Raw genomic sequence first — 23,740 nt, forward strand, 5'->3', positions numbered from 1 at the left:
AGCGGCGCCAGGTGGCGGGTACCGGATACTGCCAGGTGACCTTAGCGCTAGGCAGCGGTTTCATGGAATGACCTCCAGGCACTGACTTTTGTCATATGCCCCACGTCCTGCGGCACTTGGCAAACCGGGTGACAATCCCGAGATGACGAACATCACGCTGGCGCTGGGCGACATCACCGAGCAGCGGGTCGACGCGATCGTCAACGCCGCCAACTCCTCCCTGCTGGGAGGGGGTGGGGTCGATGGAGCCATCCATCGGCGGGGTGGACCCGACATTCTGGATGAATGCCGCGATCTGCGTGCGTCCCGCTACGGCAAGGGCCTTCCGGCCGGGCGGGCGGTCGCCACCACGGCCGGCCGACTGCCCGCCCGCTGGGTGATCCATACGGTCGGGCCGGTCTTCTCCACGACCGAGGACCGGTCGGCCACGCTCGCCTCCTGCTACAGCGAGTCGCTGCGGATCGCCGATGAACTGGGCGCCCGTACGGTCGCCCTCCCGGCCGTCTCCACCGGCGTCTACCGCTGGCCCCTCGACAGCGCGGCCCGAATCGCACTCACCACCGTGCGCGATATGGGCACTTCGGTCACCGAGGCCCGTTTCGTCCTCTTCGACCAGCGTGCGTACGACGCCTTCGAGACGGCCCTGAACGAGCTTCCGCCGGCCTGAGCCCGCCGAGCGCCGCCGAGCCCGCCGGGCGACCGCCTGAGCCGCGCCGGGCCGGTCTGAGCCGCCGAACGGGCCTTAGCGCGCCGGGCGGGCCGTAGCGTGCCAGGCGGGCCGTAGCCGCCCCTTGGCAGCAGCCCCGCACCGGACGGCGGCGGGCCCCCGCCGAGCGACGGCGGACCCCCGCCGAACCCGGCGGTCCGGGCAGGCCTTTCACGGCAGACGCCCGCCGAGCGACGGCAGCCCACGGCCGATCGACGGCAAACTCCCGCCGCGCTACCTCGCGTCCGGCCGGACCACGCCCAGGATCGGCATCGAGCCCGCGCCCGCGACCGTGACCTGACGGCCCGGTCGGGGGGCGTGGATCATCGCACCGCTGCCGACGTACATCCCCACATGGCTCGCGTCCCTGAAGTAGATGATGAGATCACCCGGGCGCATGTCCCGCACGCTCACCTTCGGCAGCAGCCTCCACTGCTCCTGCGAGGTCCGCGGGATCGTCCGGCCGGCCGCCGACCACGCCCGCTGGGTCAGCCCCGAGCAGTCATAGGTGTCGGGGCCCACCGCGCCCCACACATAGTCCTTGCCGAGCTGGTCCTTTGCGAAGTCGACGGCGCGTCCGCCCATCGCGGTGGCGCCGCTGCCCAGCTTCCGCAGTATCCCGGTGTCCAGCCACTTCGCCTGCGCGCCACGGGCCTTGTCCTCCTCCAGCCGGCGCAGCCGCTCCCGTTCGTCCTTCGCCAGCCGGGACTCCAGCCGCTGCGCCCGGGCCAGTTTGCGCAGAATCTCCTTCTTCGCCGCCGCCTTCTTCGCCCGGCTCCGGTCCAGCCGTTCCCACTCCTGGGAGGCGGAGTCGGCGTAGCGGTCGAGCGCCACCTGGGTGCGCTCCAGACGGCCGATCAGACCGTGGGTCGCCTGCTGGCCCTTGCGCGCGAGCGTGACCCCGTCGAGGAAGTCGCCCGGGTCGCCGTTGAGGAACAGCCGCGCCTCCGCCGGCATCCCGCCGCCCCGGTACTGCGCCCGCGCCATCGCCCCGGCCCGCTTGCGCAGCCCGGCCATCTCCTTCTGGGCCTTCACCACGGCTCGAGCGATCTTCAGGATGGCCTTCTCCTGACGGGCCTGCCGCTCCCGCGCGAGGTTGTACGCGTCCGTGGCCGACTCCGCCTTGCGGTAGAGCCCGTCGACCTCCTGACGGACCTCCTCCAGGCTCCGGCCCCCGGTCCCGCCGCCACCGTTCCCGCCGCCCGGGCTCGGCGTCGGCCCCGGCTCGCCGGGCGCGGCGTACGCCGTCTCCGGCACGGCCGACAGCCCCAGCGCGCAGACGAGCGCGGTGGCCGCGGCGACGCTCACACCCCTCCCTTTCCCGTCCCGCCTCACCCGCGGTCTCCTCTCGTTCCGCTCCGGCCGTGCGCGCTCCTGTCCCTCCAGCGCGCCAGACCTGACGTACCGGCACGTAGGGACGGATAGTGACATGCCGTACCGCAATTCGACAGAGACACGCGCCGGTTACGCCGGCAGCCACCCCGATCCGGTTCACCGGACGGGTGTCGCACACGTGTCGGACGGACCTGGCAGAACCTCCGCAAGGGGGTCGTCCGCGTTGCGATCCGGCCGTGACCTGGCCGTGACATGGCCACCACACTGACGGCCGAGGTTCACCATCCGTTAACTCACCCCCTCAGGCCGCTTCACCTGATCTGCCTACTTTCGGCCCTACTGAGCGTGAGCCGAGTACGGCTCCGGCGAACGCCACAACAAGTGCGCTCAACCCATCTCGCGCGCCGTCCCCCACCGGCGGCTCCTGGAAGGAACTCCTGAAAGTGAAGCTTCAGCGCAAGAACCGGCTTCGCGCCATCGTCGCCGGTGCCCTCGCTGTCTCCGGCGCCCTTGTCCTCACGGCGTGCGGCTCCGACGACAACAGCGGCGACTCGAAGGACGGCGGCGGCTCCAAGGCCGCCTCCAACATCAAGTGCGACGGCAAGGGGCAGCTGCTGGCCTCCGGCTCCTCCGCGCAGAAGAACGCCATGGACCTGTGGATCAAGACCTACGGCGCGGCCTGCAAGGACACCAAGCTCAACTACAAGGCCACCGGTTCCGGCGCGGGCATCCAGGAGTTCTTGCAGGGCAAGACCGCCTTCGCGGGCTCCGACTCGGCCCTGAAGCCCGAAGAGGTCAAGTCCTCCGAGAAGGTGTGCAAGGGCGGCAAGGCCATTGACCTGCCGATGGTCGGCGGCCCGATCGCCGTCGGCTTCAACGTCCCCGGCGTGGACAAGCTGACGCTCAACGCCGAGACCCTCGCCAAGATCTTCGACTCCGAGATCACCAAGTGGGACGACCCCGCGATCAAGGCGCTGAACAAGGACGCGAAGCTCCCGAGCCTCAAGATCCAGGCGTTCCACCGCTCCGACGAGTCGGGCACCACGGATAACTTCACCAAGTACCTCAAGGCCGCCGCCCCCAAGGCGTGGCCGCATGAGCCGGGCAAGGCGTGGGAAGGCAAGGGCGGCCAGTCGGCCGACGGCTCCTCCGGTGTCTCCTCGCAGGTCAAGCAGGTCTCGGGGGCCATCTCGTACTTCGAGCTGTCCTACGCGACCGCGAACAGCATCAAGACCGTCGACCTGGACACCGGCGCCTCCGCCCCGGTCCAGGCCACCGTCGACAACGCCTCCGCGGCCATCTCCGAGGCCAAGATCAAGGGCACCGGCAGCGACCTGGCCCTGGACCTGGCGTACGACACCAAGGCCGCCAACGCCTACCCGATCACCCTGGTGACCTACGAGATCGCCTGTGACAAGGGCAACAAGGCGGACACCCTGGCCGCCACCAAGTCCTTCCTGACCTACATCGCCAGCGAGGACGGCCAGACCTCCCTCAAGGAGCTCGGCTACGCCCCGCTGCCGACCGAGATCGCCAACAAGGTCCGCGAGAGCGTCAAGAGCCTCTCCTGACCCGAATGCGGCTGACTCCGCCAAGGCAATCGCCGCGGCGGAGTCAGCCGCATCGTCCGGTGCACCGCCGCACCAGGAGCCTCATCCGCATCAGGCTCCGCAGACCGGAGAACTCATGAAAACGGACATAGAACCCACATCATCAGCCGCCGGGTCACCATCCAAGGTCAAGACCCGCTCCACCGGACGCGCCGGTGACAAGATCTTCCTCGGCCTCTCCCGTGGTTCCGGTATCGCCCTCCTGGTGATCATGGCGGCCATCGCGGCCTTCCTCACCTACCGAGCCGCCATCGCGATCTCCAAGGACGAGGCCAACTTCCTCACCACCTTCGAGTGGAACACCGGCACCTCACCGATGCGGTTCGGCATCGCCGTCCTCGCCTACGGCACGGTCGTCAGCTCGATCATCGCGATGGTCATCGCGGTTCCGGTCGCGGTGGGCATCGCGCTGTTCATCTCGCACTACGCCCCGCGCCGGCTGGCCACCCCGGTCGCCTACGTCATCGACCTGCTCGCCGCGGTCCCCAGCATCGTCTACGGCCTGTGGGGCGCGCTCTTCCTGGTGCCGCATCTGACCGGCCTCTACACCTGGTTCGACGACTACCTGGGCTGGACCGGGATCTTCAGCTACCAGGGCGGCGCCGCCCGCTCCCTGTTCACCGTCGGCATCCTGCTGGCGATCATGATCCTGCCGATCGTCACCAGCGTGAGCCGCGAGGTGTTCCGGCAGGTCCCGAAGATGCACGAGGAGGCGGCGCTCGCGCTCGGCGCGACCCGCTGGGAGGTCATCCGGATGTCGGTCCTCCCCTTCGGCCGCTCCGGCATCATCAGCGCCTCGATGCTGGGCCTGGGCCGCGCGCTCGGCGAGACCATGGCGGTCGCCACCGTGCTGTCCCCCAACTTCCTGATCGAGACCAGCCTGCTGGACCCGGGCGGCGGCACCTTCGCCCAGAACATCGCCAGCCGCTTCAAGGAAGCCGGCAACGACGGCCGTGACGCGCTGATCTCCTCCGGTCTGGTGCTGTTCGTCATCACCCTGCTGGTGAACGGCGCGGCGCGAATGATCATCGCCCGCCGCAAGGAGTACTCGGGGACCGCGGCATGAGCGACGCACACGCGGCCACTGCGCCGCAGAAGACGACGAAACCCGCACCTCTGCGCCGCGTGGGCGGAGAAGCGAATGTAAGAGACACCGCATGAGCGACGCACACGCGGCCACTGCGCCGCAGAAGACGACGAAACCCGCACCTCTGCGCCGCGTGGGCGACAGTCACATCAGCCGCTGGCGCGGCGGAGCGAATGTAGGGGGCACGGCATGAGCAGTAACGCTGTCGTTGACAAGGGCGGCTCTCGCCACGGTTCGAGCCTTCAGCAGGCCCGGCTGCCGCGATGGGCCCCGTACGCCCTGGTCGTGGTCTCGCTGGCCCTGGGGGCGGGCATCGGCACCGCCCTGGGAATGGACAGTCCGTTCCAGTGGGGCCTGTTCGCCGCCCTGGTGTTCATCGTCGCCTCGTACGTCCTCGGCGCGGTGGTCGAGGGTGGCCGGCAGGCCAGGGACCGGCTGGCCACCAGTCTGGTGTGGGTCTGCTTCCTGCTCGCCGTCGTCCCGCTGCTCTCCCTGATCTGGGAGACCGTCGACCGGGGCCGGACGGTGCTCGACGGCTACTTCCTGGGCCACTCCATGGAGGGTGTGCAGACGATCCTGCCCGGCGGTGGCGCGTACCACGCGATCATCGGCACCCTGGAGCAGGTCGGCCTCGCCGCCCTCATCGCCGTTCCGATCGGCCTGCTGACCGCCATCTACCTGGTGGAGTACGGGCGCGGCAAGCTGGCGAAGGCCGTCACCTTCTTCGTCGATGTGATGACCGGTATCCCCTCGATCGTGGCCGGTCTGTTCATCCTCAGCTTCTGGATCATCATTCTCGGCTTCAGCTACTCGGGCTTCGCCGGTGCCATGGCGCTGGCCATCCTGATGATGCCGATCGTCGTCCGCTCGACCGAGGAAATGCTCAAGCTGGTCCCGGACGAGCTGCGTGAGGCGTCCCTCGCGCTCGGCGTGCCCAAGTGGCGCACCATCCTCAAGGTGGTGCTGCCCACCGCGATCGGCGGAATCACCACCGGTGTGATGCTCGCGGTCGCCCGAGTCGCCGGCGAGTCCGCGCCCATCGTGCTGCTGGTCTTCGGCGCCACGGGGATCAACAACAACCCGTTCGAAGGCGCTCAGTCGTCGCTGCCCTACTACATCTACGAGCAGTGGCAGCTCGGCAACGAAGCCTCCTTCAACCGGGCCTGGGCAGCGGCGCTCGTGCTCATCGCCTTCGTCATGATCCTGAACCTGGTGGCCCGCGGCATCGCCCGCTGGAAGGCCCCGAAGTCCGGCCGCTGAGGCCAAGAAGAAGAGAAGTGATTCACATGGCCAAGCGCATCGACGTCAGCGGGCTGACCGCCTACTACGGCAGCCACAAAGCCATCGAGGACATCTCGATGACGGTCGAGCCCCGCTCGGTGACCGCCTTCATCGGACCGTCGGGCTGCGGCAAGTCCACCTTCCTGCGCACCCTCAACCGGATGCACGAGGTCACCCCTGGCGGCCGGGTCGAGGGCAAGGTGATGCTCGACGACGAGAACCTCTACGGCTCGGGGGTGGACCCGGTCTCCGTGCGGCGCACGGTCGGCATGGTCTTCCAGCGCCCCAACCCGTTCCCGACGATGTCCATCTTCGAGAACGTCGCCGCCGGGCTGAAGCTCAACGGCTCGTACAAGAAGAGCGAGCTCGAGAACGTCGTCGAGAAGTCCCTCAAGGGCGCCAACCTGTGGAACGAGGTCAAGGACCGGCTCAACAAGCCGGGCGCCGGCCTCTCCGGCGGTCAGCAGCAGCGGCTGTGCATCGCCCGCGCCATCGCGGTCGAGCCCGCCGTGCTGCTGATGGACGAGCCCTGCTCGGCGCTCGACCCGATCTCCACGCTCGCCATCGAGGACCTGATCGGTGAGCTCAAGGAGCGCTTCACGATCGTCATCGTGACGCACAACATGCAGCAGGCGGCGCGCGTCTCGGACCGTACGGCCTTCTTCAACCTGGCCGGTGTCGGCCAGCCGGGCAAGCTCATCGAGATCGACGAGACCGAGCGGATCTTCTCCAACCCGTCGGTGCAGGCGACCGAGGACTACATCTCGGGCCGCTTCGGCTGATCAGGCCCCTCGCGCGACCGGCGAGGAAAGAACGTCCTGCGGTGCTGCATGGCGGTGCCACCGCAAGACGAAAGGGCCCGCCCCTGGCTCCCGGGGGCGGGCCCACTTTCATGGGTCCACTTCGTGCACGGCGTCAGCGTGCGGCGATCAGGTTCGGCGTACGGCGATCAGGTTCGGCGTACAGATCAGGTTCGGCGTACGGCTCACCCGAAGGCCAGGTTGACGATCCAGTAGCTGAGTGCGGCGACTCCGGCCGCCGCGGGCATGGTGATGAACCAGCCGAGAACGATGTTCTTCGCGACCCCCCAGCGGACCGCGCTCACCCGCTTCGTAGCCCCCACACCCATGATCGCCGAGGTGATGACATGGGTGGTCGAGATGGGCGCCTGGAACATGAACGACGCCGTGTACATGACCCCCGCCGCCGTGGTCTCCGCCGCGAACCCCTGCGGCGGGTCCAGCTCGATGATCCGCCGTCCCAGCGTGCGCATGATGCGCCAGCCGCCCGCGTAGGTGCCGAGCGACAGCATCGCGGCGCAGGCGATCTTCACCCACACCGGAATCGCGTCGCCTTCGTCCTCGACACCCCCGATGACCAGGGCCATCACCACGACACCCATGGTCTTCTGGGCGTCCTGGAGGCCGTGGCCGAGCGCCATGCCCGCCGCCGAGACGGTCTGCGCTATCCGGAAGCCGCGCTTGGCCTTGTGCGGGTTCGTGTCACGGAACAGCCAGAGGATGATCACCATCACGAAGTAGCCCAATATCAGGCCGACGATGGGCGAGATGACCATCGGGATGACGACCTTCTCCAGCACCCCGTCCCAGTGGACCGTGCTCGCCCCCGCGAGTGCCGCGCCCACCAGCCCGCCGAACAGCGCGTGCGAGGAGGAGGACGGCAGACCGAAGTACCAGGTCACCATGTTCCAGGTGATCGCGCCGACCAGCCCGGCGAACAAGATCATCATGCCTTGATCGCCGGTGGGGGTGGCGATCAGGCCCTCGCTGACCGTCTTGGCGACGCCGCTGCCGAGGAAGGCACCCGCGAGGTTCATCACGGCGGCCATGGCGAGCGCCGCCCGCGGGGTCAGCGCCCGGGTGGAGACCGAGGTCGCGATCGCGTTGGCCGAGTCGTGGAAGCCGTTGGTATAGGTGAAGAAGAGCGCGACCGCGATGGTCACGACAAGCGCGAAGGTGTCCATGCCGGGGCTCAGGACTCCTTGACGGCGATGGTCTCGACCGTGTTGGCCACGTGCTCGAAGGCGTCGGCCGCTTCCTCCAGCACATCGACGATCTGCTTGAGCTTGAGCACCTCTATCGCGTCGTACTTACCGTTGAAGAGGTGGGCCAGGAGCTTGCGGTGGATCTGGTCCGCCTGGTTCTCCAGCCGGTTGACCTCGATCCAGTACTCCGTGAGGTTGGTCATGGTGCGCAGATTCGGCATCGCCTCGGCGGTCAGCTCGGCCGCCCGCGCCAGCACCTCGATCTGCTGCTCGACCCCCTTGGGCAGCTCTTCGACCTGGTAGAGGACGACCAGGTCGACCGCCTCCTCCATGAAATCCATGATGTCGTCGAGGGACGAGGCCAGGGAGTAGATGTCCTCGCGGTCGAACGGTGTGATGAAGGAGGAGTTCAGCTGGTGGAAGATCGCGTGCGTGGCATCGTCCCCCGCGTGCTCCGCGGCCCTCATCCGCTCTGCGATCTCGGCACGAGCGGAGGAGTCCGCCCCGAGCAATTCCATCAGGAGCTTGGAGCCGGTCACGATGTTGTCCGCGGACGCGGCGAACATGTCGTAAAAGCTCGTCTCCCTGGGGGTCAGACGAAAGCGCACTGGGGATCCTCGAATGCAGCGGATGGGGACTCGACGATGCTAGGCGCATCTTCCGGCCACGGTAACCGGCGTCCCCAGTGTCGCCCATCAGGCAGAGTGCTCAGCACGGGGGCCCGGTTCGACCGGAAAACCCGGTACCATATACCCACTGGGGGTATATGCGGACATAGCGCAATCAACGGGAGGACGCCATGACGACCACGGCAGCCGATACCACCGCGCCCAACGACGGCGACGAGCGGGGCCAGGCGTCCGGCCACACCTCCGCACAGGACTCCGTACCCCACGGTGGCCATGGGTACGCCAAACAAAAGGATCAGCACCTCAAGCGGCTGCGCCGGATCGAGGGACAGATCAGGGGGCTGCAACGGATGGTCGAGGAGGATGTCTACTGCATCGACATACTCACCCAGGTCTCGGCCGGCACCAAGGCGCTCCAGTCCTTCGCCCTCCAGTTGCTCGAGGAGCATCTGCGCCACTGTGTCGCCAGCGCGGCCGTGGAGAGCGCCGCCCGGGGCGAGGAGGAGGGCACGAGCGAGGTCGACACCAAGGTCGCCGAGGCCACGGCGGCCATCGCCCGGCTGCTGCGGACCTGAGCACCGGCACCATGGCCCGTCCGCGGGCCTGGACATGACCGCCCCCTCGCCGGACGGGGCCGCTGGGCGCCCGCCGGCGAGACGGCGACTCCGCTACGGGGCGTCCGGGCCCCCGGCCTCGGGGGCAAGGGCCTCGGGGGCGCCCTTCGCGCCCTCGGCACCTTTCACGCCCCGGGCGCGATGCGCTTCTGTGACGCGATTCGCCTCCGAGGCGTCCTTCATATCCTGGGCGCGATGCGTGTCCTGGGCGCTCTTCATCTCCTGGGCACGCTTCGCATCCTCGGCGCGCTGAGCGCCCTGCGCTCCCTTGGTGCCTTCGGCACCCCCGGCGCCCTTGGGTCGTCTGACGCCTTTGGCGCCCCTGGCACCCTTGGCTCCCTCGGCCGAATCTGATCGGTCGGCCCGCACCCGGAGCACCTCGTCGATACGGTCCGTACTGAGCCTGTCCTCGTCCGCGCTCGACGCAGCGATCATCAAGTCACCGTAGAGATCGATTTCGATGAGGGCCACGGGGTCCGGGCCCGACGAGCCGCGACGCGCAACCACGTGTTTCACCTCCTCCAGCGAGCACCTGCGAGCACTTTCGAGCAGCGGCTTCCCAGCGTAGGGATCGGTACACACTCCGCGCATGGCACGGATGGGCCATTTCGAAGGGCAAAGGGAGCCCCTCCGACTACTTCTGAGGTGATCCGACCTTCCCTGTGTAGATATCCGTGGGCTTGGGGAGCTCGATCAGGGCCGGCGCCCCGAAGTCGTACAGCTGCGTCGTGGAGGCGACGCCCAGCGCGTCGGGCCGCCCGGCGGCGCCCGCGCCCTCCGTCGCCTCCTGGCCGTCGGCCCAGCCGCCCATCGTGAATCGGTGCCGCACCTCGCGCAGCCGGCCGAGCCCGTCGAGATACGCGTCGAAGGGCACCGTACTCTCGCCGAACCCCCTGGCCGCGGCCATCAGCGACCCCCGCACACCCTCCGACGCGACCCGCGCCGCCCGGCCGATGTCGGTGGTGCCGCGGTAGTGGCGCACCAGACCCCCGCCGAGCCCCTCCTCGCCGACCAGACTGGCCTTCCGCACCCCGCGCAGCAGTTCGGCGGCAATCAGCGGATCCGTGGCGCCGCCGGTGACGAGATTGCCGTCGGGGATATCCGTCGTATCCACCCGCACCCATTTGTCGCGGGGAATGCCCGCGCCGCGATTGCGCATGAAAAGCGCCCCGGGGGCCAGGAGTTCGGTGATCGGCGCATGCTCGGCGGTCCCCATCGCGTCCTTCGGCAACAGCAGCCGCAGCCGGCCCAGCCGCTTCTCGAAGTCGTACGCACCGGTGCCCCGGATGGACACGCGGGTGCCGCCGGTCGCCGTCTCCATGGTCGTACGCACCCGTGAACTGCCCGATTTGACCAGTACATCCGCGGCCCGGTGGAGCGCCGCGACCGCGCTCTCCCGCGCGGCGCCGGCAGGGCGTTCATCGGCCGCGGTCTCGGTGGAGCAGCCGCTGACCGTCGCCAGCGACACCGCCAGCAGACCACCCGACACGAGCCCGGCTACCGCTCTCACCCGTCTCCGTACGCCGAGCCCGCGCTGCTGGAACTCCATCGACCGCCGACCCCCTGGCCACGCTCGTCCACGCTTGATACTTGTTCGTTTAACGATTCACCCCGGCGGCCCGTAACGGCCCGGTAGCGTGGTCATGTGCTCGACTCAGGCGACATACGCCCCGGCCAGAACCGCACCACCACCGTGGAGCGGGGGTCCTTCTCCATCGCCAGATGCAGCTGCGGCTGGTCCGGTCCGGCCCGTCGAGCCAGAGCCATCGCCCGTGACGACGCGGCGGTGCATGCGACGGCCCGTCACCCCCCGTCCGACACAAGCGATTCATCGGACTCGTCCGATTAGCGCTGCTTGTCCGGCCCCTGACAACTCTTTGGACACGAGCGGAACCGCACTCCCCGGTCCGCCCCTCTGACCAAGCGACCGGGCCGGCTTCACGGTGGCCCGGTCGACGGTCGGGAAGAGTGTCGACAGGGAGGGGACACCGCCATGAACCGGCGGACACTGCTGGCAGCGGGCACGGGGCTGACGGCCACCGCCACATGGGTCACCGCGTGCGACGACGGCACGGGGAAGGCCGGCGGTGACTCATCCTCCGGCGACTCCGCCTCCTCCTCGGCGTCGGACGCCCGTTCGGCCTCCGCGAGCGGCAGGCGCGGCGCCGTCGACGGCAAGCCGAAGTCCGCGGACTGGAGCGCGCTCGGCAAGGACCTCCAGGGCGACCTGGTGCGCCCCGGAGACTCCGACTACACCTCGGCCAGCCGGCTCTACAACACCCGCTTCGACCACCTTCGCCCCGCCGCCGTCGCCTATATAGCGAACACCTCGGACATATCCGCCTGTCTGGACTTCGCCCGGCGCCATGGCGCCCCCGTCGCCATCCGCAACGGCGGCCACTCCTACGCCGGCTGGTCGAGCGGCGACGGCCGCCTCGTCATCGACGTCTCCGCGCTGTCATCGATCCGTACCAGCTCCGGCGAGGCGCGGATCGGCGCCGGGGCCAAGCTCATCGACGTCTACACCTCGCTCGGCGCCCGCGGGGTCACCGTCCCCGGCGGCTCCTGCCCGAGCGTCGGCATCTCGGGGCTGACCCTCGGCGGGGGCCACGGTGTGGTCTCCCGGGCGTACGGACTGACCGCCGACAGCCTTACGGGCGCGACCATCGTCACCGCGGACGGCAAGGCCCTGGAGGTCTCCAAGAACCGCGAGGCAGAACTGTTCTGGGCGCTGCGCGGCGCGGGCAACGGCAACTTCGGCGTCGTCACCGAACTGCGCTTCCGTACACATGAAGCGGCGGACGGTGTGACCTGTTACATGTCATGGCCATGGTCCAAGGCCGCGAAGGTGCTGAGCGCCTGGCAGAAGTGGGGTCCGGACCAGCCGGACGAGATCTGGTCGGCGCTCCACCTGTCGGCCGCCCCCGGCGGCACCCCCACCGTCTCCGTGAGCTGCTTCTCGCTCGGCACCTACGGCGCGCTCCAGAACGCCGTGGACCGGCTCGCCGACGGACCGGGCGGCCCCGGCCCCGCCTCGCAGGTCAGCCTGCGCCGCCGTGGCTATGTCGACGCCATGCGGATGTACGCGGGCTGCGGCGACACCTCGACGGCCAACTGCCATCTGCCGGGCGACAAGCCCGGCCGCAACACCTCCGGAGTGCTCAACCGCGAGACCTACGCGGCGCGCTCGGACTTCTACGACCGCTCGCTGAGCCAGGCGGGCGTACGGGCGATGCTCGACCAAGTGGAGCGCTACGGGCGGCGCACCGGCGGCGGGGGCGCGGTCAGCATCGCGCTCACCGCGCTCGGCGGGGCGGTCAACCGGGTCTCGCCCACCGCCACGTCCTTCGTCCACCGCCGCTCCCGGTTCCTCGCGCAGTACACCGCGTCCTGGGCGGCGAGCGGCTCGGGCACCGCGGGCAACGCCTGGCTGGACGGGGCCCATACGGCGATGCGGCGGTACGCCTCCGGGGCGGCGTACCAGAACTACACGGACGCGTCGCTGAAGGACTGGCGCACGGCCTACTACGGCTCGGCCGCCGACAAGCTGTCGCGGGTGAAGAAGCGTTATGACCCGGACCGGCTCTTCGACTTCCCACAGGCGCTGTGAGGTCCCGCGCCGTGGGGTGACGAGCGAGAGGGCACAGGCCCGGTCCCGGGCTCGGGAAAGGCAGAAGGCCCGGCAGCCGCCGGGCCTTCGTCACCACCGTGCCGTGCCCTCATCGCAACCGTAAGGAGGCCACTGGGCACATCCGCAGCGGCCGCTAGGCCGCCAGGTCCTTGTTCCCGTGGTCGCCGCCCACCGAGCGGGACTCCGCGAGTTCCGCACACGCCTCGTCCGCGCCCCGGCCGACGGCGGCGGGCTCGACCCGAATCAGCCGACCCACCCGCGAATTCGCGATCGCCGTGGTCAGCGGCGTCAGCAGCATCATCGCGAGCGGTGCCAGCAGCAGCGTGACCGCCGTCCCCAGGGCGAACCCGCCGATCACATCGGTCGGGTAGTGGACACCCATATAGACGCGGCAGAACCCCTCCAGCAGCGCGAGCCCTATGGCGGCCGCCCCGTAGGCCCGGTGGGCCATGAAGACGCCGACGGCGACGGCCATGGTCAGCGTCGCGTGGTCGCTGACGAACGAGAAGTCGGTCTTGCCCGCCACCAGGACCTCGAGCCCCTGATGGTCCCTGAAGGGTCTCGGGCGCTCGACGAAGCCGCGGATGGGGATGTTGGCGATCAGCGCCAACCCGGCGGCCAACGGGGCCCACATCAGCCCGGCGACGGCGGACGGGGCCTCCTGCGGCCGCTTCCGCACACTCCACCAGGCGGCCAGGCCGACCAGGGCGAGCCCAATGATGATCCCGTACTCGCCGACGAACTCCATGACGCGGTCGAACCAGTGCGGGGCGTCCTTCGCCAGCCCGTTGATGTCGTAGAGAAGGCTGACATCGGGGTTCGACCCGTCCAGTGCGAGTCCAGCCATATGCCGTGGCCCCTTATCTCTTGCCTGTCACTACGTGCAGCTGCCGACCCCCGTCATGCCTTGCGATCCGTGGCAACGCGACCGGCGCCGGAGAGTCCGCCGTCGATCCGCGCTGATCCACACTCGATCCACTTCCAGGGAACGCCCTCTTCTCGCCGGGGGTTCCGTAATCCACCCAACGATCACCGGGACGTTATCGAAGGGTGACCGATCGTCGCAGCTCAGGGGGAATCCTTACGCGGAGTCCGCCCTTGGCAGCGCTTTCGCGCCATCTTGGGTCACCCGCGTAGCACCGATGTAGTCCGGCGTGTCGATCTTGTCAAAACGGATCACCGCACCGGTGTAGGGCGCGTTGATCATGTAACCGCCGCCCACATAGATCCCCACATGGTGGATCGATCTCGGATCGTCGAGGTCGTAGGCGAAGAACACCAGGTCTCCTGGGAGCAACTCGTCCCGCTTGGGGTGCGGCCCGGCGTTCCACTGGTCGTTGGCGACGCGCGGCAGATCGATCCCGACCGTCTTGTACGCCGCCTTCGTCAGCCCCGAGCAGTCGAACCGGCCGCCCTCCTCCGGCGTGCCGTTCCCACCCCACAGATAGGGCTTGCCGAGCTGCTTCTGCGCGAAGTAGATCGCCCCGGCCGACTGCCGGGAGGGCTGGACCTTCTGGACCGGCGCCTCGAAGCTCTTGGCGAGGGTCGTGATGGTCTTCACATAGTTCTGGGTCTCGCGGTAAGGCGGCACCCCGCCGTACTTGATCACGGCATAGGCGCCCGCGTTGTAAGAGGCCAGCATGTTGTGCGTCTGATCGCCCGGCACATCCTTGACGTACTTGGCGAGCGAGCAGTCATAGGCGGCCGCCGACGGGATCGCGTCCTGCGGGTCCCAGATGTCCTTGACGCCGTCCTTGTTGCCGTCGACCCCGTGCGAGGCCCAGGTGGCGGGGATGAACTGCGCTATTCCCTTGGCGTTGGCCGGGCTCTGCGCCTTCGCGTTCCAGCCGCTCTCCTGGTAGAGCTGCGCGGCCAGAAGCGCGGGGTTGATGGCGGCGCAGGAGTTCCCATACCGCTGGATGAGCGGCTCGTACGAAGCGGGAACGGAGCCCTTCGCCAGCCCGACCGCTCTGCCGCCCGCACCGCCGAGGAGGTCCGCCGCGACCATGTAGGTACCGACGACGAGCAGCGCGACAAGGGAAAAGGAGACTCCGAGACCGACACTGACACCCAGCCAGACCTTACGCACCCGGCCATCCTCCCCCATTCGCCCGCGGTGCGAACGTGTTTCCGCACGCACGGCGAAAATCAGCCGCTCCCCAGCCGAAACCATACGACGGGCCCCGACGCGCGCCCCCTGTGCGCCGCCGCCCCGCCCCGCACGCCTCCCCACCTCGCCCCGTCCGCCTCTCGCGGGGCCGTCGAACGCGTAGAGTCCAGCCGTCCGAGCAGCACGACCCTGGGGACCGCAGATGACACGGCGCGACTGGCGAGAGCTCGACTGGCAGCGGGCCGCGCCCGACGACATCGAAGAGGGCAGCGCGTACCTCGAGGTGGCCGTGGGCCCCGACGACCAGATCCTGATGCGCGAGAGCAACGACCCGGAGACCGTCGTCGTCACGACCCGGGCGAAGTGGGAGGCGTTCCTCAAGGGCGTCAAGGCGGGCGAGTTCGACGACTTCGCCGATCTCACGGAGAGCGACGACCCCGCGGGGAAGTGAGCGGCGGGGCGGACGCGCGGGACCCGCCCCGGGGCCCGTGACCGGCTCACGGCGCATACGGCCGACACCCCTCACCGCGGCCCCACTGATGGACCCTCACCGACGGCCCTACCGACGCCCCTTACCGATCGTTGCCCTACACCCACCCGCGTGATACACAGAGTGACCATACGACACTCTATTGACACGCCTACCACGTCCGCCAGACGGCCGTGTCCCACAACACGCACGAGATCCGCTAAGAAATGCCGCCAAGTCGACATGCGGAAGCGGATTCATCAGCGAAGATAGAGCCTGACCCACGCCACACCGGCGGGGGACACAACAACCCACAAGGGGCGGTGAGTTCATCATGTTCCTAGCGGCCGAAAAGGGCGACATCAACACCATCATCGGCGGAATCGCCCCAGACTGGGGTCCGTTCGGCAGCCTGGGCAGCGAGGCGCGCGTCATGATCGAGGTCGTGATGGCGGTCGCGCTGCTGCTCTGCTTCGGCATCGCCATCTGGGGCGCGGCCAAGCAGCGGATCGGCGCCACGGCCCTGCGGGACACCTTCAGCGCGGAGCAGGGCAAGGGACTGATCGTCGCCGGCCTCACCGGTGTGTTCATCATCGGATCGCTGGGCACGCTATTCACGATCGTGTACGGCATGGCCATCTAGCCGCTCTCCCCGCCCGCCCCGAACCGCCCCCTCTCGCGCGGGGCGCACGCCCCTGGCCGCAAGCCTCCGCTCCCGAGTCCCCCTACCGGCCCCACACCCCGTACCCGAGGCTGCTCCCTGATGCCCGCTCCCGCTCACCACGCTGAGGTCGTGTCAGCTTGATGTCCACTCACACCAGCGCGCCCGAGCGTCAGTCCTCGCGGTTACCGTCGTATGCGGGTGACGGAAGAGGGACCATGGATGACGCGGTCGGCACAAACGGCAGGATCGGCGGGATCAGCAGGCTCGGCAGGCTTGGTATGGGCGAAGGGGCGTACGCAGGATGAGTCTCGGCGGCGACGACGGATACGGCGGTGACTACGAGGGCCATGAGCCGCGCCGCGGCCGCGGCGCGGCCTCCGAAGGTCATCTGACACGCACCCGCCTGCCCGAGGGCGACGGCGACCCCTACGGCCCGCCCCGCCGGGGCCCCGGCCGCGCCGGCAAGCCCAGCCGCAACCTCATCACCGTGGTCGGCGTCGTCGTTCTCCTCCTCGCGGCCATCGCCTTCGTCAACCGCGGCGGCCAGAAGGACGACTCCAGCAGCGGCGGCGACTCCGGCGGCGGCACCGGCACCGAAGCCCGCCCCACCGCCCCCACGGGCGAGCGCCCGGTCGACGGCAAGAACAACACCACGGGCATCGCCTCGGGCTTCGCCAAATCCGAACAGGGCGCCCAGAGCGCGGCGGCGAACTACGCGGTGGCGCTCGCATCCGCCGACATGGCCAACTCGGATCGCCGTCACCAGCTCGTTTCCCAGATCTTTGCGAGCGACCGAGTAAGCGGACTTCAGGAAAAGCTGGACCGGGCCTATTCCAAGAGCTTCCTGGCGAAGCTCGGTCTGGACGCGGACGGCAACGCACCCGCCGGCATGACCTATGTCTCGCGCGCCGCGCCCATCGGCACAAAGACGACCACTTCCATGGACACCGCCGCCACTGTCGAGGTCTGGTGCACCGGCGTGTTCGGAACGGCAGGAGAGGGATCGAAGAATCCGGTAGCCAACGACTGGTTCACCGTGACCGTCAAGCTGCGATGGGTGAACAAGGACTGGAAGGTCGAGAGCTACTCCCAGAAGGACGGCCCTGCCCCCGTCAACAGCGACAACACCGCGTCGACGGCCGATGAGATCGCCAAGGCTGTGCAGCAGTACGGAGGCTTCACGTATGCCCGGTAAGCCGCGCAAGCACATCGTCACGCTCGCCGGGGTGGTGGCGGCGGTTCAGACCTTTGCTGTGCTCCTCGCCACGCGGGCCGCCGCCGAGCCGTCGCCGAGCCCGTCCGACGACAGCGACTGCAACCTGCTCACAGGCTCAGCCAAGAAGTACTGCGAAAAGGGCGACAAGAGTGGCGGCCCCCCCGACCCCTCCAACCCCCTGGACCCCGCCGCCTCCCTCGCCCGAGGCTGCGCCGACGCCGCCGCCTGGCTCGTCGGCAAGCTCTCCAAGCTCGTGAAGGAGACGGCCACCGTCGACTTCACCAACGAGGCTTTCCTCCGCCAGTACGCCGTCGTCTTCGCCGCCTCCACCGTCCTCACCCTCATCCTCTGGCTCCTCGCCGTCGCCAAGCGCGCCATCCGCGGCGTCCCCCTCGGCGAGGCGCTCTCCGAGGCCATAGGTTTCCTCTGGCTGACGGTCCTGGCCTCCGCCTTCACCCCCCTCATCCTCTATACGGTCGTCACCGCGACCGACGCCGTCACCGAAGCCATCTCCTCCGGCACCGGTGCGGACAATGACGCCTTCTTCGGCTCCTTCGCCCAAGCCCTCAAGCGGGACGAGGACATCGGCGGCGGCCCGATCATGCTCATCGTCGTCTCGCTCGTGACGATCCTCGCCGCCGGCGTCCTCTGCCTGGAGCTCGTCATCCGCGCCGCCCTCCTCTATGTGGGCGCGCTGCTCGGCACCGCCGTCTACTCGGGCCTCGTCGACAAGAACATGTGGGGGCATGTGCGCCGCTGGGCAGGGATCATGATCGCCGTGATCCTCGTCAAGCCGGTGATCATGATCGTGCTGGCCCTCGCCGGCGCGCTCTCCACCTCCGGCGACAAGCCCGACGCGTTCTCGGCCGTCGTCTCCGGCCTGGCCATCATCATCCTCGCCATCTTCGCCAGCGCGATGATCTACCGCTTCGTGCCCGGCTTCGGCGACGAGATCGTCAAGGCCCGCAGCGCCAGCGCCGACCCCGCGTCCCGCCAGGCCGCCGCCGTCATCAGCTCCCCCGCCGCCCTGGTGAAGCAGGGCATCAACACCCACAGCACCCGCGGCGGAGGCGAGTCCGGCGGGGGCGGCGCCAGCCCGGGGCAGGCCAAGCCCGCCAACCCCGTCTCCGGCGGTGTGGCGGCCCACAGCACCCGCACCGGCAGCGGAGGCGCCTCCCCCGCGCCCGCCAGCCGCACCGGCCACACCGGAGGCTCCTCCGGCGCCTCCGCCACGAACCGCAGCTCCGGCAACAACTCGGGAGGTGACCGGCGGTGACGATCGAAGCACAGTCGCACCCCATCGCGCCCCGTCGCACATATCTGATCGGGCGCCCCCGCCCCAACGCGATCGTCGGCAAGAACCGCGAGACCGGCGAGATCGCGCTGATCATCGCGGGGGCGTTCATCGGGATGATGTGCGGGCTGCTGGTGCCGGTGCTGATGTTCCGCATCCTCACCCTGGTCGGCTTCCCCACCCTCGCCCTCGCCGCCGTGTACGTCCCGTACAACGGCCGGACGTTCTACCGGTGGTTCGAGATCAACCGCTCCTACAAGCGCAGCGTCCGTAAGGGCACCACCGCCTACCGCTCCGGTGCCGCCGAGGCCGGCACTCGCCTCGACGGCCGTGAGATCGAGGTCGGCCCGCCCCCCGGCATCGGCCGGATCAACTGGCTGGCCGCCCCCTTCGGCCCCGACGAGATCGCCGTGCTTCTGCACGCCGACCGCCGCACCGTCACCGCCGCCATCGAGATCGAGGGCCCCGGCGTCGGGCTGCGCGACAGCGAGGACCAGGAGGCCCTCGTCGACCGGTTCGGCACCCTGCTCAAGCATGTGGCCAACGGCGACGGTTTCGTCACCCGTCTCCAGATGCTGGCCCGCACCCTCCCCGCCGACCCCGACGCCCACGCCAAGGACGTCGAGCGGCGCGGCGACGAGCACGCCCCCAGCTGGCTCAAGGACTCCTACGACCAGCTCCAGTCGATGGTCTCCACCTCCTCCGAGCAGCACCGCGCCTATCTCGTCGCCTGTATGCACTACACCCGCGAGCTGGCCGCGGAGGCCCAGGCCATCGCGCGCGCCGCCCGCCACAGCGGCGGCGGCCGCCGGCTCGACAAGGACGCGGGCCTCGCCGTGGTGATGGCCCGTGAGCTGACCGACATCTGCGCCCGGCTCGCCGAGGCCGACATCCGGGTGCGCCAGCCCCTGGGGCAGGGGCGGCTGGCGTCGCTCATCCACTCCATGTACGACCCGGACCACCCCATCGACCACATCCAGGCGATGACCAAGCGGAACGCCTGGCCCGCCGAGCTGGACGCCATGGAGCCCACCTTCCTCCAGGCCAAGACGCGCGAGTCGACCACCCGCGAGCCCTGGTGCCATGCCACGGCCTGGGTGAAGGAGTGGCCCATGACGCCCGTCGGGGTCAACTTCCTCGCCCCGCTGCTCGTCCACACCCCCGATGTCATCCGTACGGTCGCCGTCTGTATGGACCTCGAGCCCACCGAGGTCGCCATCGAGCGGATGCTCACCGAGAAGACCAACGACGAGGCCGAGGCCAGCCGCGCCGCGAAGATGAACCGCACCGTGGACCCGCGTGACATCGCCGCCCACGGCCGGCTCGACCAGCGCGGTGAGGATCTCGCCAGCGGCGCCGCGGGCGTCAATCTCGTCGGCTACATCACCGTGTCCTCCCGCTCGCCGGAGGGTCTCGCGCGCGACAAGCGGACCATCCGGGCGTCGGCGGGGAAGAGCTACCTCAAGCTGGAGTGGTGCGACCGCGAACACCACCGGGCCTTTGTGAACACATTGCCGTTCGCGACCGGCATCCGCCGATAGAGCCGATAGACACGACTGGGACGACAGGGACGATAGGGGCTCCGCCGTGGCCGATCCGATGAGCGCCATCACCGATGCGTTCACCAGCTTTCTGTTCGGAAAGGTGGAGACGACGCGGCTGCCCGTGCGCACCTCCACCGGCCAGGCCCAGGCCGTCTATCTGCCCACCGCGGCCCCCGGCCTCGGCGACTCCGGCGTGGTCATCGGCCGCGAGGTCTACTCCGGCAAGGGCTATATCTACGACCCCTTCCAGCTCTACGGCCAGCAGCTGCCCGCCCCCCACTGGCTGGTGCTCGGCGAGTCCGGAAACGGCAAGTCGGCCCTGGAGAAGACCTATGTACTGCGCCAGCTGCGGTTCCGCGACCGCCAAGTGGTGGTGCTGGACGCCCAGGGCGAGGACGGCGTCGGCGAATGGAACCTCATCGCCCAGGAGCTGGGGATAACGCCCATCCGGCTCGACCCCATGGCGGCCCTGGACGGCGGTATCCGCCTGAACCCCCTGGACCCGGCGATCACCACGACCGGTCAGCTCGCCCTGCTTCGCACGATCATCGAGGTCGCGATGGGGCATGGACTGGACGAACGCTCCGGATTCGCCCTGAAGGTCGCGCACGCCTATGTCAACGAGACCGTCGTCGACCGCCAGCCGGTGCTGACCGACATCGTGGAGCAGCTGCGCCACCCCGAGGCGGAGTCGGCCGCGGCGATGAACGTCGATATAGACGATGTACGGGCCTGGGGCCTCGATGTCGCCCTGGTGCTCGACCGACTGGTCGACGGTGATCTGCGGGGTATGTTCGACGGCCCCACCACGGCCGGAATCGATCTGGATTCGCCCCTGATCGTCTTCGACCTGTCCCATATCGATCGCAACTCGATCGCGATGCCGATCCTGATGGCCATCGTGGGTGTCTGGCTGGAGCACACCTGGATCCGTCCCGACCGTAAGAAGCGCATCTTCCTGGTCGAAGAGGCGTGGCACATCATCAACTCGCCCTTCGTCGCCCAGCTCTTCCAGCGGCTGCTGAAGTTCGGACGACGGCTCGGCCTGTCCTTCGTCGCCGTCGTCCACCATCTCTCCGACGTCGTCGACGGCGCGGCGGCGCGGGAAGCAGCGGCCATCCTCAAGATGGCCTCCACCCGGACGGTCTACGCCCAGAAGGCGGACGAGGCACGGGCCACCGGCCGCGTCCTGGGGCTGCCCCGCTGGGCCGTCGAGATCATCCCGACGCTGTCCCCCGGTATCGCGGTATGGGACGTCAACGGCAACGTACAGGTCGTCAAACACCTGATCACCGAGGCCGAGCGACCCCTCGTCTACACGGACCGGGCGATGACGGAGGACGGCCTGGCGTTGCAGATGGCCGCCGAGGCGGAGGCCGAGGAGCGGGCCGCCGCGGCAGTCGAGGCGGCGGAGGCGGACACCTACGGCGGGCCGTCGTACGGATCCACGGTGGCGTGAGATGGCAGCGGGACAGAATCACGGCGGGCCCGCGGAGCCCGGAAGATCACAGTCCGCCGAGCGCGGCATTCCGGATGCCCTGCTGGTCGGCTGCGTCGCCCTCCTGCTGGGCGCGCTAGGGCTGATGTGGTCGGCGACCGGGCTGGCCGGGCTCTTGGCCCGCGGCGCCTGGCCGGACAACCTGACCTTCATGCGGACCCCGGTGGCACTGCGCCATCTGGTCACGGAGCCCCAGAATCTGGCGGCGGCATGGCCCAGCACCCCGGAGGACCAGCTGTCGGGGTACGGGCTGTTCTGGGGCATCTTCATCAGTGAGCTGATGGTGCTGATCGTGCTGACGATCTTCGTGATCGGCACACTGGCCCGCTACCGGATGGTCCGCGCCCAGCGCAGCGCCGCCCTCGCGACCGCCCGCGCGAAGGCGGCGGAGGCGAAGCGGCTCGGCCGCACGGACGCGGAGGCCGCCGAAGACGTTACCGAGACCGCGACCGGCCACGGCACGAGAGCTACGAGAACGGGACCGGCCCCGGGCATGGAGGCGCCGCCCGCGCCCGGCCCCGCAAGCGGCTCAGCGGCCCCAGGACCCGCTGCCGGCCCCTCTGCGCACTCCCCGGTCCCCTGGCCCGAGAACGTCACTCCGGAGCGCCCTCTCGTGCCCCCCGCCCCGGCCCCGGCCGAGGCAGCCCCCGGCAACAGCGCCATCGCACCCGCCACCGGTCACCGCCACCAGACCGAGGCCGCCGCCGAAGCGGCCACCGGAACGGGGCCCAAGCCGCACCCCCATATCTCCGAGCAGAGGGCCGGCGCGAAGAACGCCCCCACCGCGGGCGCGCCCAGCGAGAACGCGACCACGCCCGCCGCCCAGGACGGCGTGTACGCCCCGCTCGACCCGGCGTCCGCGCAGCCGCTCCCCACCCCCCGCACCGGCCCGCTGACGGGGGCCGCCCTCCCCGAGGGCGAACTCGTCCAGTCCCGCGTCCTCTTCGGCGCCCAGCGCGGCGAGTCCGCGGCCCACACCATCCTGGAGGCCATCGGCCCCGTCCTCGTCGTCACCAGCGATCCCAAGCTCTGGTCCACGACCAAGGACGCGCGCGCCAAGTTCGGCCCCACCCACGTCTTCGACCCGTCCCATCTGCTCGACACCCCCGCCCGGCTGCGCTGGAACCCGGCGGCGGACTGCGGCTCCCGCGATATCGCGGCCGCCCGTGCCACCGCCCTCCTCGCCCCTGTACGGCCCATGCACGCCATGGACCGGCCGTTAGCGGAGGCTGCGGAGACGATGCTCCGCTGCTGGCTGCACGCCGCCGCGGTGGACGGCCGACCGTTCCGCCATGTGCACCGTTGGGCGCAGGGCAACTCAGCCCATGAGCCCGTACGGATCCTCCGTACCCACCCCAAGGCGGCGGGCGGCGCGGCCGGCGAGCTGGAGGCCACGCTCACCGCACACCGCGAACGCCGGGACATGGCCCAGGAACTGACCGCCCGTGCCCTCGGCGCGCTCTCCTCGATCCACATCCGGGACGCCTGCAATCCGGGACGAGCCGACACGCTCGCACTGGAGTCATTCGTCGCCGAAGGGGGAACGCTGTATCTGATGGGTGAATCCATCGAGGATCCCCGAACCCAGCCGGGTGCGATGCCCCTGTTGACCGCACTCGCCTCGCACGTGGTCGAGCACGGCCGGCGCATGGCCGAACGGTCATCCTCCGGTCGGCTCGACCCACCACTCACCCTCGTCCTGGACGACGTCGCCGCCGTGGCCCCGCTCCCGGCGCTCCCCGACCTCCTCGCCCAGGGCACGGCCCAGGGCCTGCCCACGCTGGCCCTGATGCGCTCCCAGGAACAGGCACGAGCCCGCTGGCCGCACCGCTCCCTGGTGAGCCAGGAATCGCGCTGACAGCGCGACGACAGCACGCACGAGGAGGCCCCCGGTCAGCCAGCCGGGTCAGCCGTCCCCCGACGTGCCCCCGTCGGCCAGGCACGCTTCGTGGACGAGGATCGCCGGCCAAGGGACCGGCTACGGATATCGCGGGATATCGTGGTGAAACGCAAAAATGCCTCGGTCCCGAGCACTGTGTACTCGGGA

At 69.5% G+C, this 23,740-nt stretch carries 21 protein-coding genes; 14 read left to right on the forward strand and 7 right to left on the reverse strand.

Annotation, left to right across the window (positions count from 1 at the left end):
* Nucleotides 1-142 precede the first annotated feature (142 nt).
* Nucleotides 143-667 carry an O-acetyl-ADP-ribose deacetylase gene (locus NQU54_RS30410; RefSeq protein ID WP_069873620.1) on the forward strand — a complete coding sequence of 175 codons (525 nt, stop codon included), beginning with the start codon at nt 143-145 and terminating at the stop codon, nt 665-667.
* A gap of 273 nt (nt 668-940) precedes the next feature.
* On the opposite strand, the gene NQU54_RS30415 is transcribed toward NQU54_RS30410, so the two are convergent.
* On the reverse strand, nt 941-2,041 hold the full coding sequence (locus tag NQU54_RS30415; RefSeq protein WP_372506083.1) for a C40 family peptidase: 1,101 nt from the start codon (nt 2,039-2,041) through the stop codon (nt 941-943).
* Between the two features lie 443 nt (nt 2,042-2,484).
* On the opposite strand from NQU54_RS30415, the gene pstS reads away from it, so the two are divergent.
* From pstS to pstB, 4 genes are all read left to right on the forward strand, one after another.
* Entirely contained in the window at nt 2,485-3,612 is a 1,128-nt protein-coding gene (gene pstS, locus NQU54_RS30420) for a phosphate ABC transporter substrate-binding protein PstS (RefSeq protein WP_257633844.1), read from the forward strand.
* Between the two features lie 115 nt (nt 3,613-3,727).
* A complete protein-coding gene (gene pstC, locus NQU54_RS30425; protein WP_257633845.1) occupies nt 3,728-4,717 on the forward strand; it encodes a phosphate ABC transporter permease subunit PstC in 990 nt (329 codons plus the stop codon).
* Nucleotides 4,718-4,927: 210 nt separating this feature from the next.
* A complete protein-coding gene (pstA, locus tag NQU54_RS30430; RefSeq protein WP_257633846.1) occupies nt 4,928-5,998 on the forward strand; it encodes a phosphate ABC transporter permease PstA in 1,071 nt (356 codons plus the stop codon).
* Between the two features lie 26 nt (nt 5,999-6,024).
* Entirely contained in the window at nt 6,025-6,801 is a 777-nt protein-coding gene (pstB, locus tag NQU54_RS30435; protein WP_069873630.1) for a phosphate ABC transporter ATP-binding protein PstB, read from the forward strand.
* Between the two features lie 203 nt (nt 6,802-7,004).
* Here pstB and NQU54_RS30440 read toward each other — a convergent pair whose 3' ends face one another.
* Complete coding sequence (locus NQU54_RS30440; protein WP_257633847.1) at nt 7,005-8,003, reverse strand: inorganic phosphate transporter; 999 nt, start codon at nt 8,001-8,003, stop codon at nt 7,005-7,007.
* Between the two features lie 8 nt (nt 8,004-8,011).
* Complete coding sequence (locus NQU54_RS30445; protein ID WP_030837909.1) at nt 8,012-8,632, reverse strand: DUF47 domain-containing protein; 621 nt, start codon at nt 8,630-8,632, stop codon at nt 8,012-8,014.
* Between the two features lie 191 nt (nt 8,633-8,823).
* Here NQU54_RS30445 and NQU54_RS30450 point away from each other — a divergent pair, with 191 nt between their 5' ends.
* Complete coding sequence (locus tag NQU54_RS30450) at nt 8,824-9,228, forward strand: metal-sensitive transcriptional regulator (protein ID WP_257633848.1); 405 nt, start codon at nt 8,824-8,826, stop codon at nt 9,226-9,228.
* A 93-nt stretch (nt 9,229-9,321) separates the two neighbouring features.
* On the opposite strand, the gene NQU54_RS30455 is transcribed toward NQU54_RS30450, so the two are convergent.
* Together NQU54_RS30455 and NQU54_RS30460 are read right to left on the reverse strand one after the other, a co-directional pair.
* The gene (locus NQU54_RS30455; protein WP_257633858.1) at nt 9,322-9,774 is read right to left on the reverse strand and encodes a hypothetical protein; all 453 of its coding nucleotides are present in this window, start codon (nt 9,772-9,774) and stop codon (nt 9,322-9,324) included.
* Nucleotides 9,775-9,901: 127 nt separating this feature from the next.
* Nucleotides 9,902-10,816 carry a hypothetical protein gene (locus NQU54_RS30460; protein ID WP_257633849.1) on the reverse strand — a complete coding sequence of 305 codons (915 nt, stop codon included), beginning with the start codon at nt 10,814-10,816 and terminating at the stop codon, nt 9,902-9,904.
* 444 nt (nt 10,817-11,260) lie between these two features.
* On the opposite strand from NQU54_RS30460, the gene NQU54_RS30470 reads away from it, so the two are divergent.
* Entirely contained in the window at nt 11,261-12,877 is a 1,617-nt protein-coding gene (locus NQU54_RS30470) for an FAD-binding oxidoreductase (RefSeq protein WP_257633851.1), read from the forward strand.
* A gap of 154 nt (nt 12,878-13,031) precedes the next feature.
* Here NQU54_RS30470 and NQU54_RS30475 read toward each other — a convergent pair whose 3' ends face one another.
* The gene (locus tag NQU54_RS30475) at nt 13,032-13,745 is read right to left on the reverse strand and encodes a phosphatase PAP2 family protein (protein ID WP_147967188.1); all 714 of its coding nucleotides are present in this window, start codon (nt 13,743-13,745) and stop codon (nt 13,032-13,034) included.
* Nucleotides 13,746-13,979: 234 nt separating this feature from the next.
* A complete protein-coding gene (locus tag NQU54_RS30480; protein WP_308408510.1) occupies nt 13,980-14,987 on the reverse strand; it encodes a C40 family peptidase in 1,008 nt (335 codons plus the stop codon).
* 223 nt (nt 14,988-15,210) lie between these two features.
* Between NQU54_RS30480 and NQU54_RS30485 the strand changes: the two genes are divergently transcribed.
* The 7 genes from NQU54_RS30485 to NQU54_RS30515 all read left to right on the forward strand — a co-directional run bounded on the left by NQU54_RS30485 (nt 15,211) and on the right by NQU54_RS30515 (nt 23,551).
* On the forward strand, nt 15,211-15,459 hold the full coding sequence (locus NQU54_RS30485) for a DUF397 domain-containing protein (RefSeq protein ID WP_069873650.1): 249 nt from the start codon (nt 15,211-15,213) through the stop codon (nt 15,457-15,459).
* A gap of 352 nt (nt 15,460-15,811) precedes the next feature.
* The gene (locus NQU54_RS30490; RefSeq protein WP_009716148.1) at nt 15,812-16,120 is read left to right on the forward strand and encodes a DUF8827 family protein; all 309 of its coding nucleotides are present in this window, start codon (nt 15,812-15,814) and stop codon (nt 16,118-16,120) included.
* 322 nt (nt 16,121-16,442) lie between these two features.
* Nucleotides 16,443-17,336, forward strand: coding sequence for a hypothetical protein (locus NQU54_RS30495; protein WP_257633853.1), 894 nt, complete (start codon nt 16,443-16,445; stop codon nt 17,334-17,336).
* Nucleotides 17,326-18,633 carry a hypothetical protein gene (locus NQU54_RS30500; protein ID WP_257633854.1) on the forward strand — a complete coding sequence of 436 codons (1,308 nt, stop codon included), beginning with the start codon at nt 17,326-17,328 and terminating at the stop codon, nt 18,631-18,633. The genes NQU54_RS30495 and NQU54_RS30500 overlap by 11 nt, the downstream gene beginning before the upstream one ends.
* Before the next feature lie 2 nt (nt 18,634-18,635).
* The gene (locus NQU54_RS30505) at nt 18,636-20,192 is read left to right on the forward strand and encodes an SCO6880 family protein (RefSeq protein WP_069873681.1); all 1,557 of its coding nucleotides are present in this window, start codon (nt 18,636-18,638) and stop codon (nt 20,190-20,192) included.
* Between the two features lie 58 nt (nt 20,193-20,250).
* Entirely contained in the window at nt 20,251-21,654 is a 1,404-nt protein-coding gene (locus NQU54_RS30510; RefSeq protein WP_202544062.1) for an ATP-binding protein, read from the forward strand.
* A gap of 1 nt (nt 21,655) precedes the next feature.
* A complete protein-coding gene (locus tag NQU54_RS30515) occupies nt 21,656-23,551 on the forward strand; it encodes a P-loop NTPase family protein (protein ID WP_257633855.1) in 1,896 nt (631 codons plus the stop codon).
* The last annotated feature ends 189 nt before the right edge of the window (nt 23,552-23,740 follow it).

It is taken from the genome of Streptomyces malaysiensis subsp. samsunensis, assembly GCF_024519315.1.
In the GTDB taxonomy this organism is placed as follows: Bacteria; Actinomycetota; Actinomycetes; order Streptomycetales; family Streptomycetaceae; genus Streptomyces; species Streptomyces malaysiensis.

Bases quoted from the DNA above. Each gene is read 5' to 3' on its own strand.
- NQU54_RS30410 (WP_069873620.1), top strand. From the start codon at position 143: ATGACGAACATCACGCTGGCGCTGGGCGACATCACCGAGCAGCGGGTC.
- pstC (WP_257633845.1), top strand. From the start codon at position 3,728: ATGAAAACGGACATAGAACCCACATCATCAGCCGCCGGGTCACCATCC.
- pstA (WP_257633846.1), top strand. From the start codon at position 4,928: ATGAGCAGTAACGCTGTCGTTGACAAGGGCGGCTCTCGCCACGGTTCG.
- pstB (WP_069873630.1), top strand. From the start codon at position 6,025: ATGGCCAAGCGCATCGACGTCAGCGGGCTGACCGCCTACTACGGCAGC.
- NQU54_RS30440 (WP_257633847.1), bottom strand. From the start codon at position 8,003: ATGGACACCTTCGCGCTTGTCGTGACCATCGCGGTCGCGCTCTTCTTC.
- NQU54_RS30450 (WP_257633848.1), top strand. From the start codon at position 8,824: ATGACGACCACGGCAGCCGATACCACCGCGCCCAACGACGGCGACGAG.
- NQU54_RS30460 (WP_257633849.1), bottom strand. From the start codon at position 10,816: ATGGAGTTCCAGCAGCGCGGGCTCGGCGTACGGAGACGGGTGAGAGCG.
- NQU54_RS30470 (WP_257633851.1), top strand. From the start codon at position 11,261: ATGAACCGGCGGACACTGCTGGCAGCGGGCACGGGGCTGACGGCCACC.
- NQU54_RS30475 (WP_147967188.1), bottom strand. From the start codon at position 13,745: ATGGCTGGACTCGCACTGGACGGGTCGAACCCCGATGTCAGCCTTCTC.
- NQU54_RS30485 (WP_069873650.1), top strand. From the start codon at position 15,211: ATGACACGGCGCGACTGGCGAGAGCTCGACTGGCAGCGGGCCGCGCCC.
- NQU54_RS30490 (WP_009716148.1), top strand. From the start codon at position 15,812: ATGTTCCTAGCGGCCGAAAAGGGCGACATCAACACCATCATCGGCGGA.
- NQU54_RS30495 (WP_257633853.1), top strand. From the start codon at position 16,443: ATGAGTCTCGGCGGCGACGACGGATACGGCGGTGACTACGAGGGCCAT.
- NQU54_RS30500 (WP_257633854.1), top strand. From the start codon at position 17,326: ATGCCCGGTAAGCCGCGCAAGCACATCGTCACGCTCGCCGGGGTGGTG.
- NQU54_RS30510 (WP_202544062.1), top strand. From the start codon at position 20,251: ATGAGCGCCATCACCGATGCGTTCACCAGCTTTCTGTTCGGAAAGGTG.
- NQU54_RS30515 (WP_257633855.1), top strand. From the start codon at position 21,656: ATGGCAGCGGGACAGAATCACGGCGGGCCCGCGGAGCCCGGAAGATCA.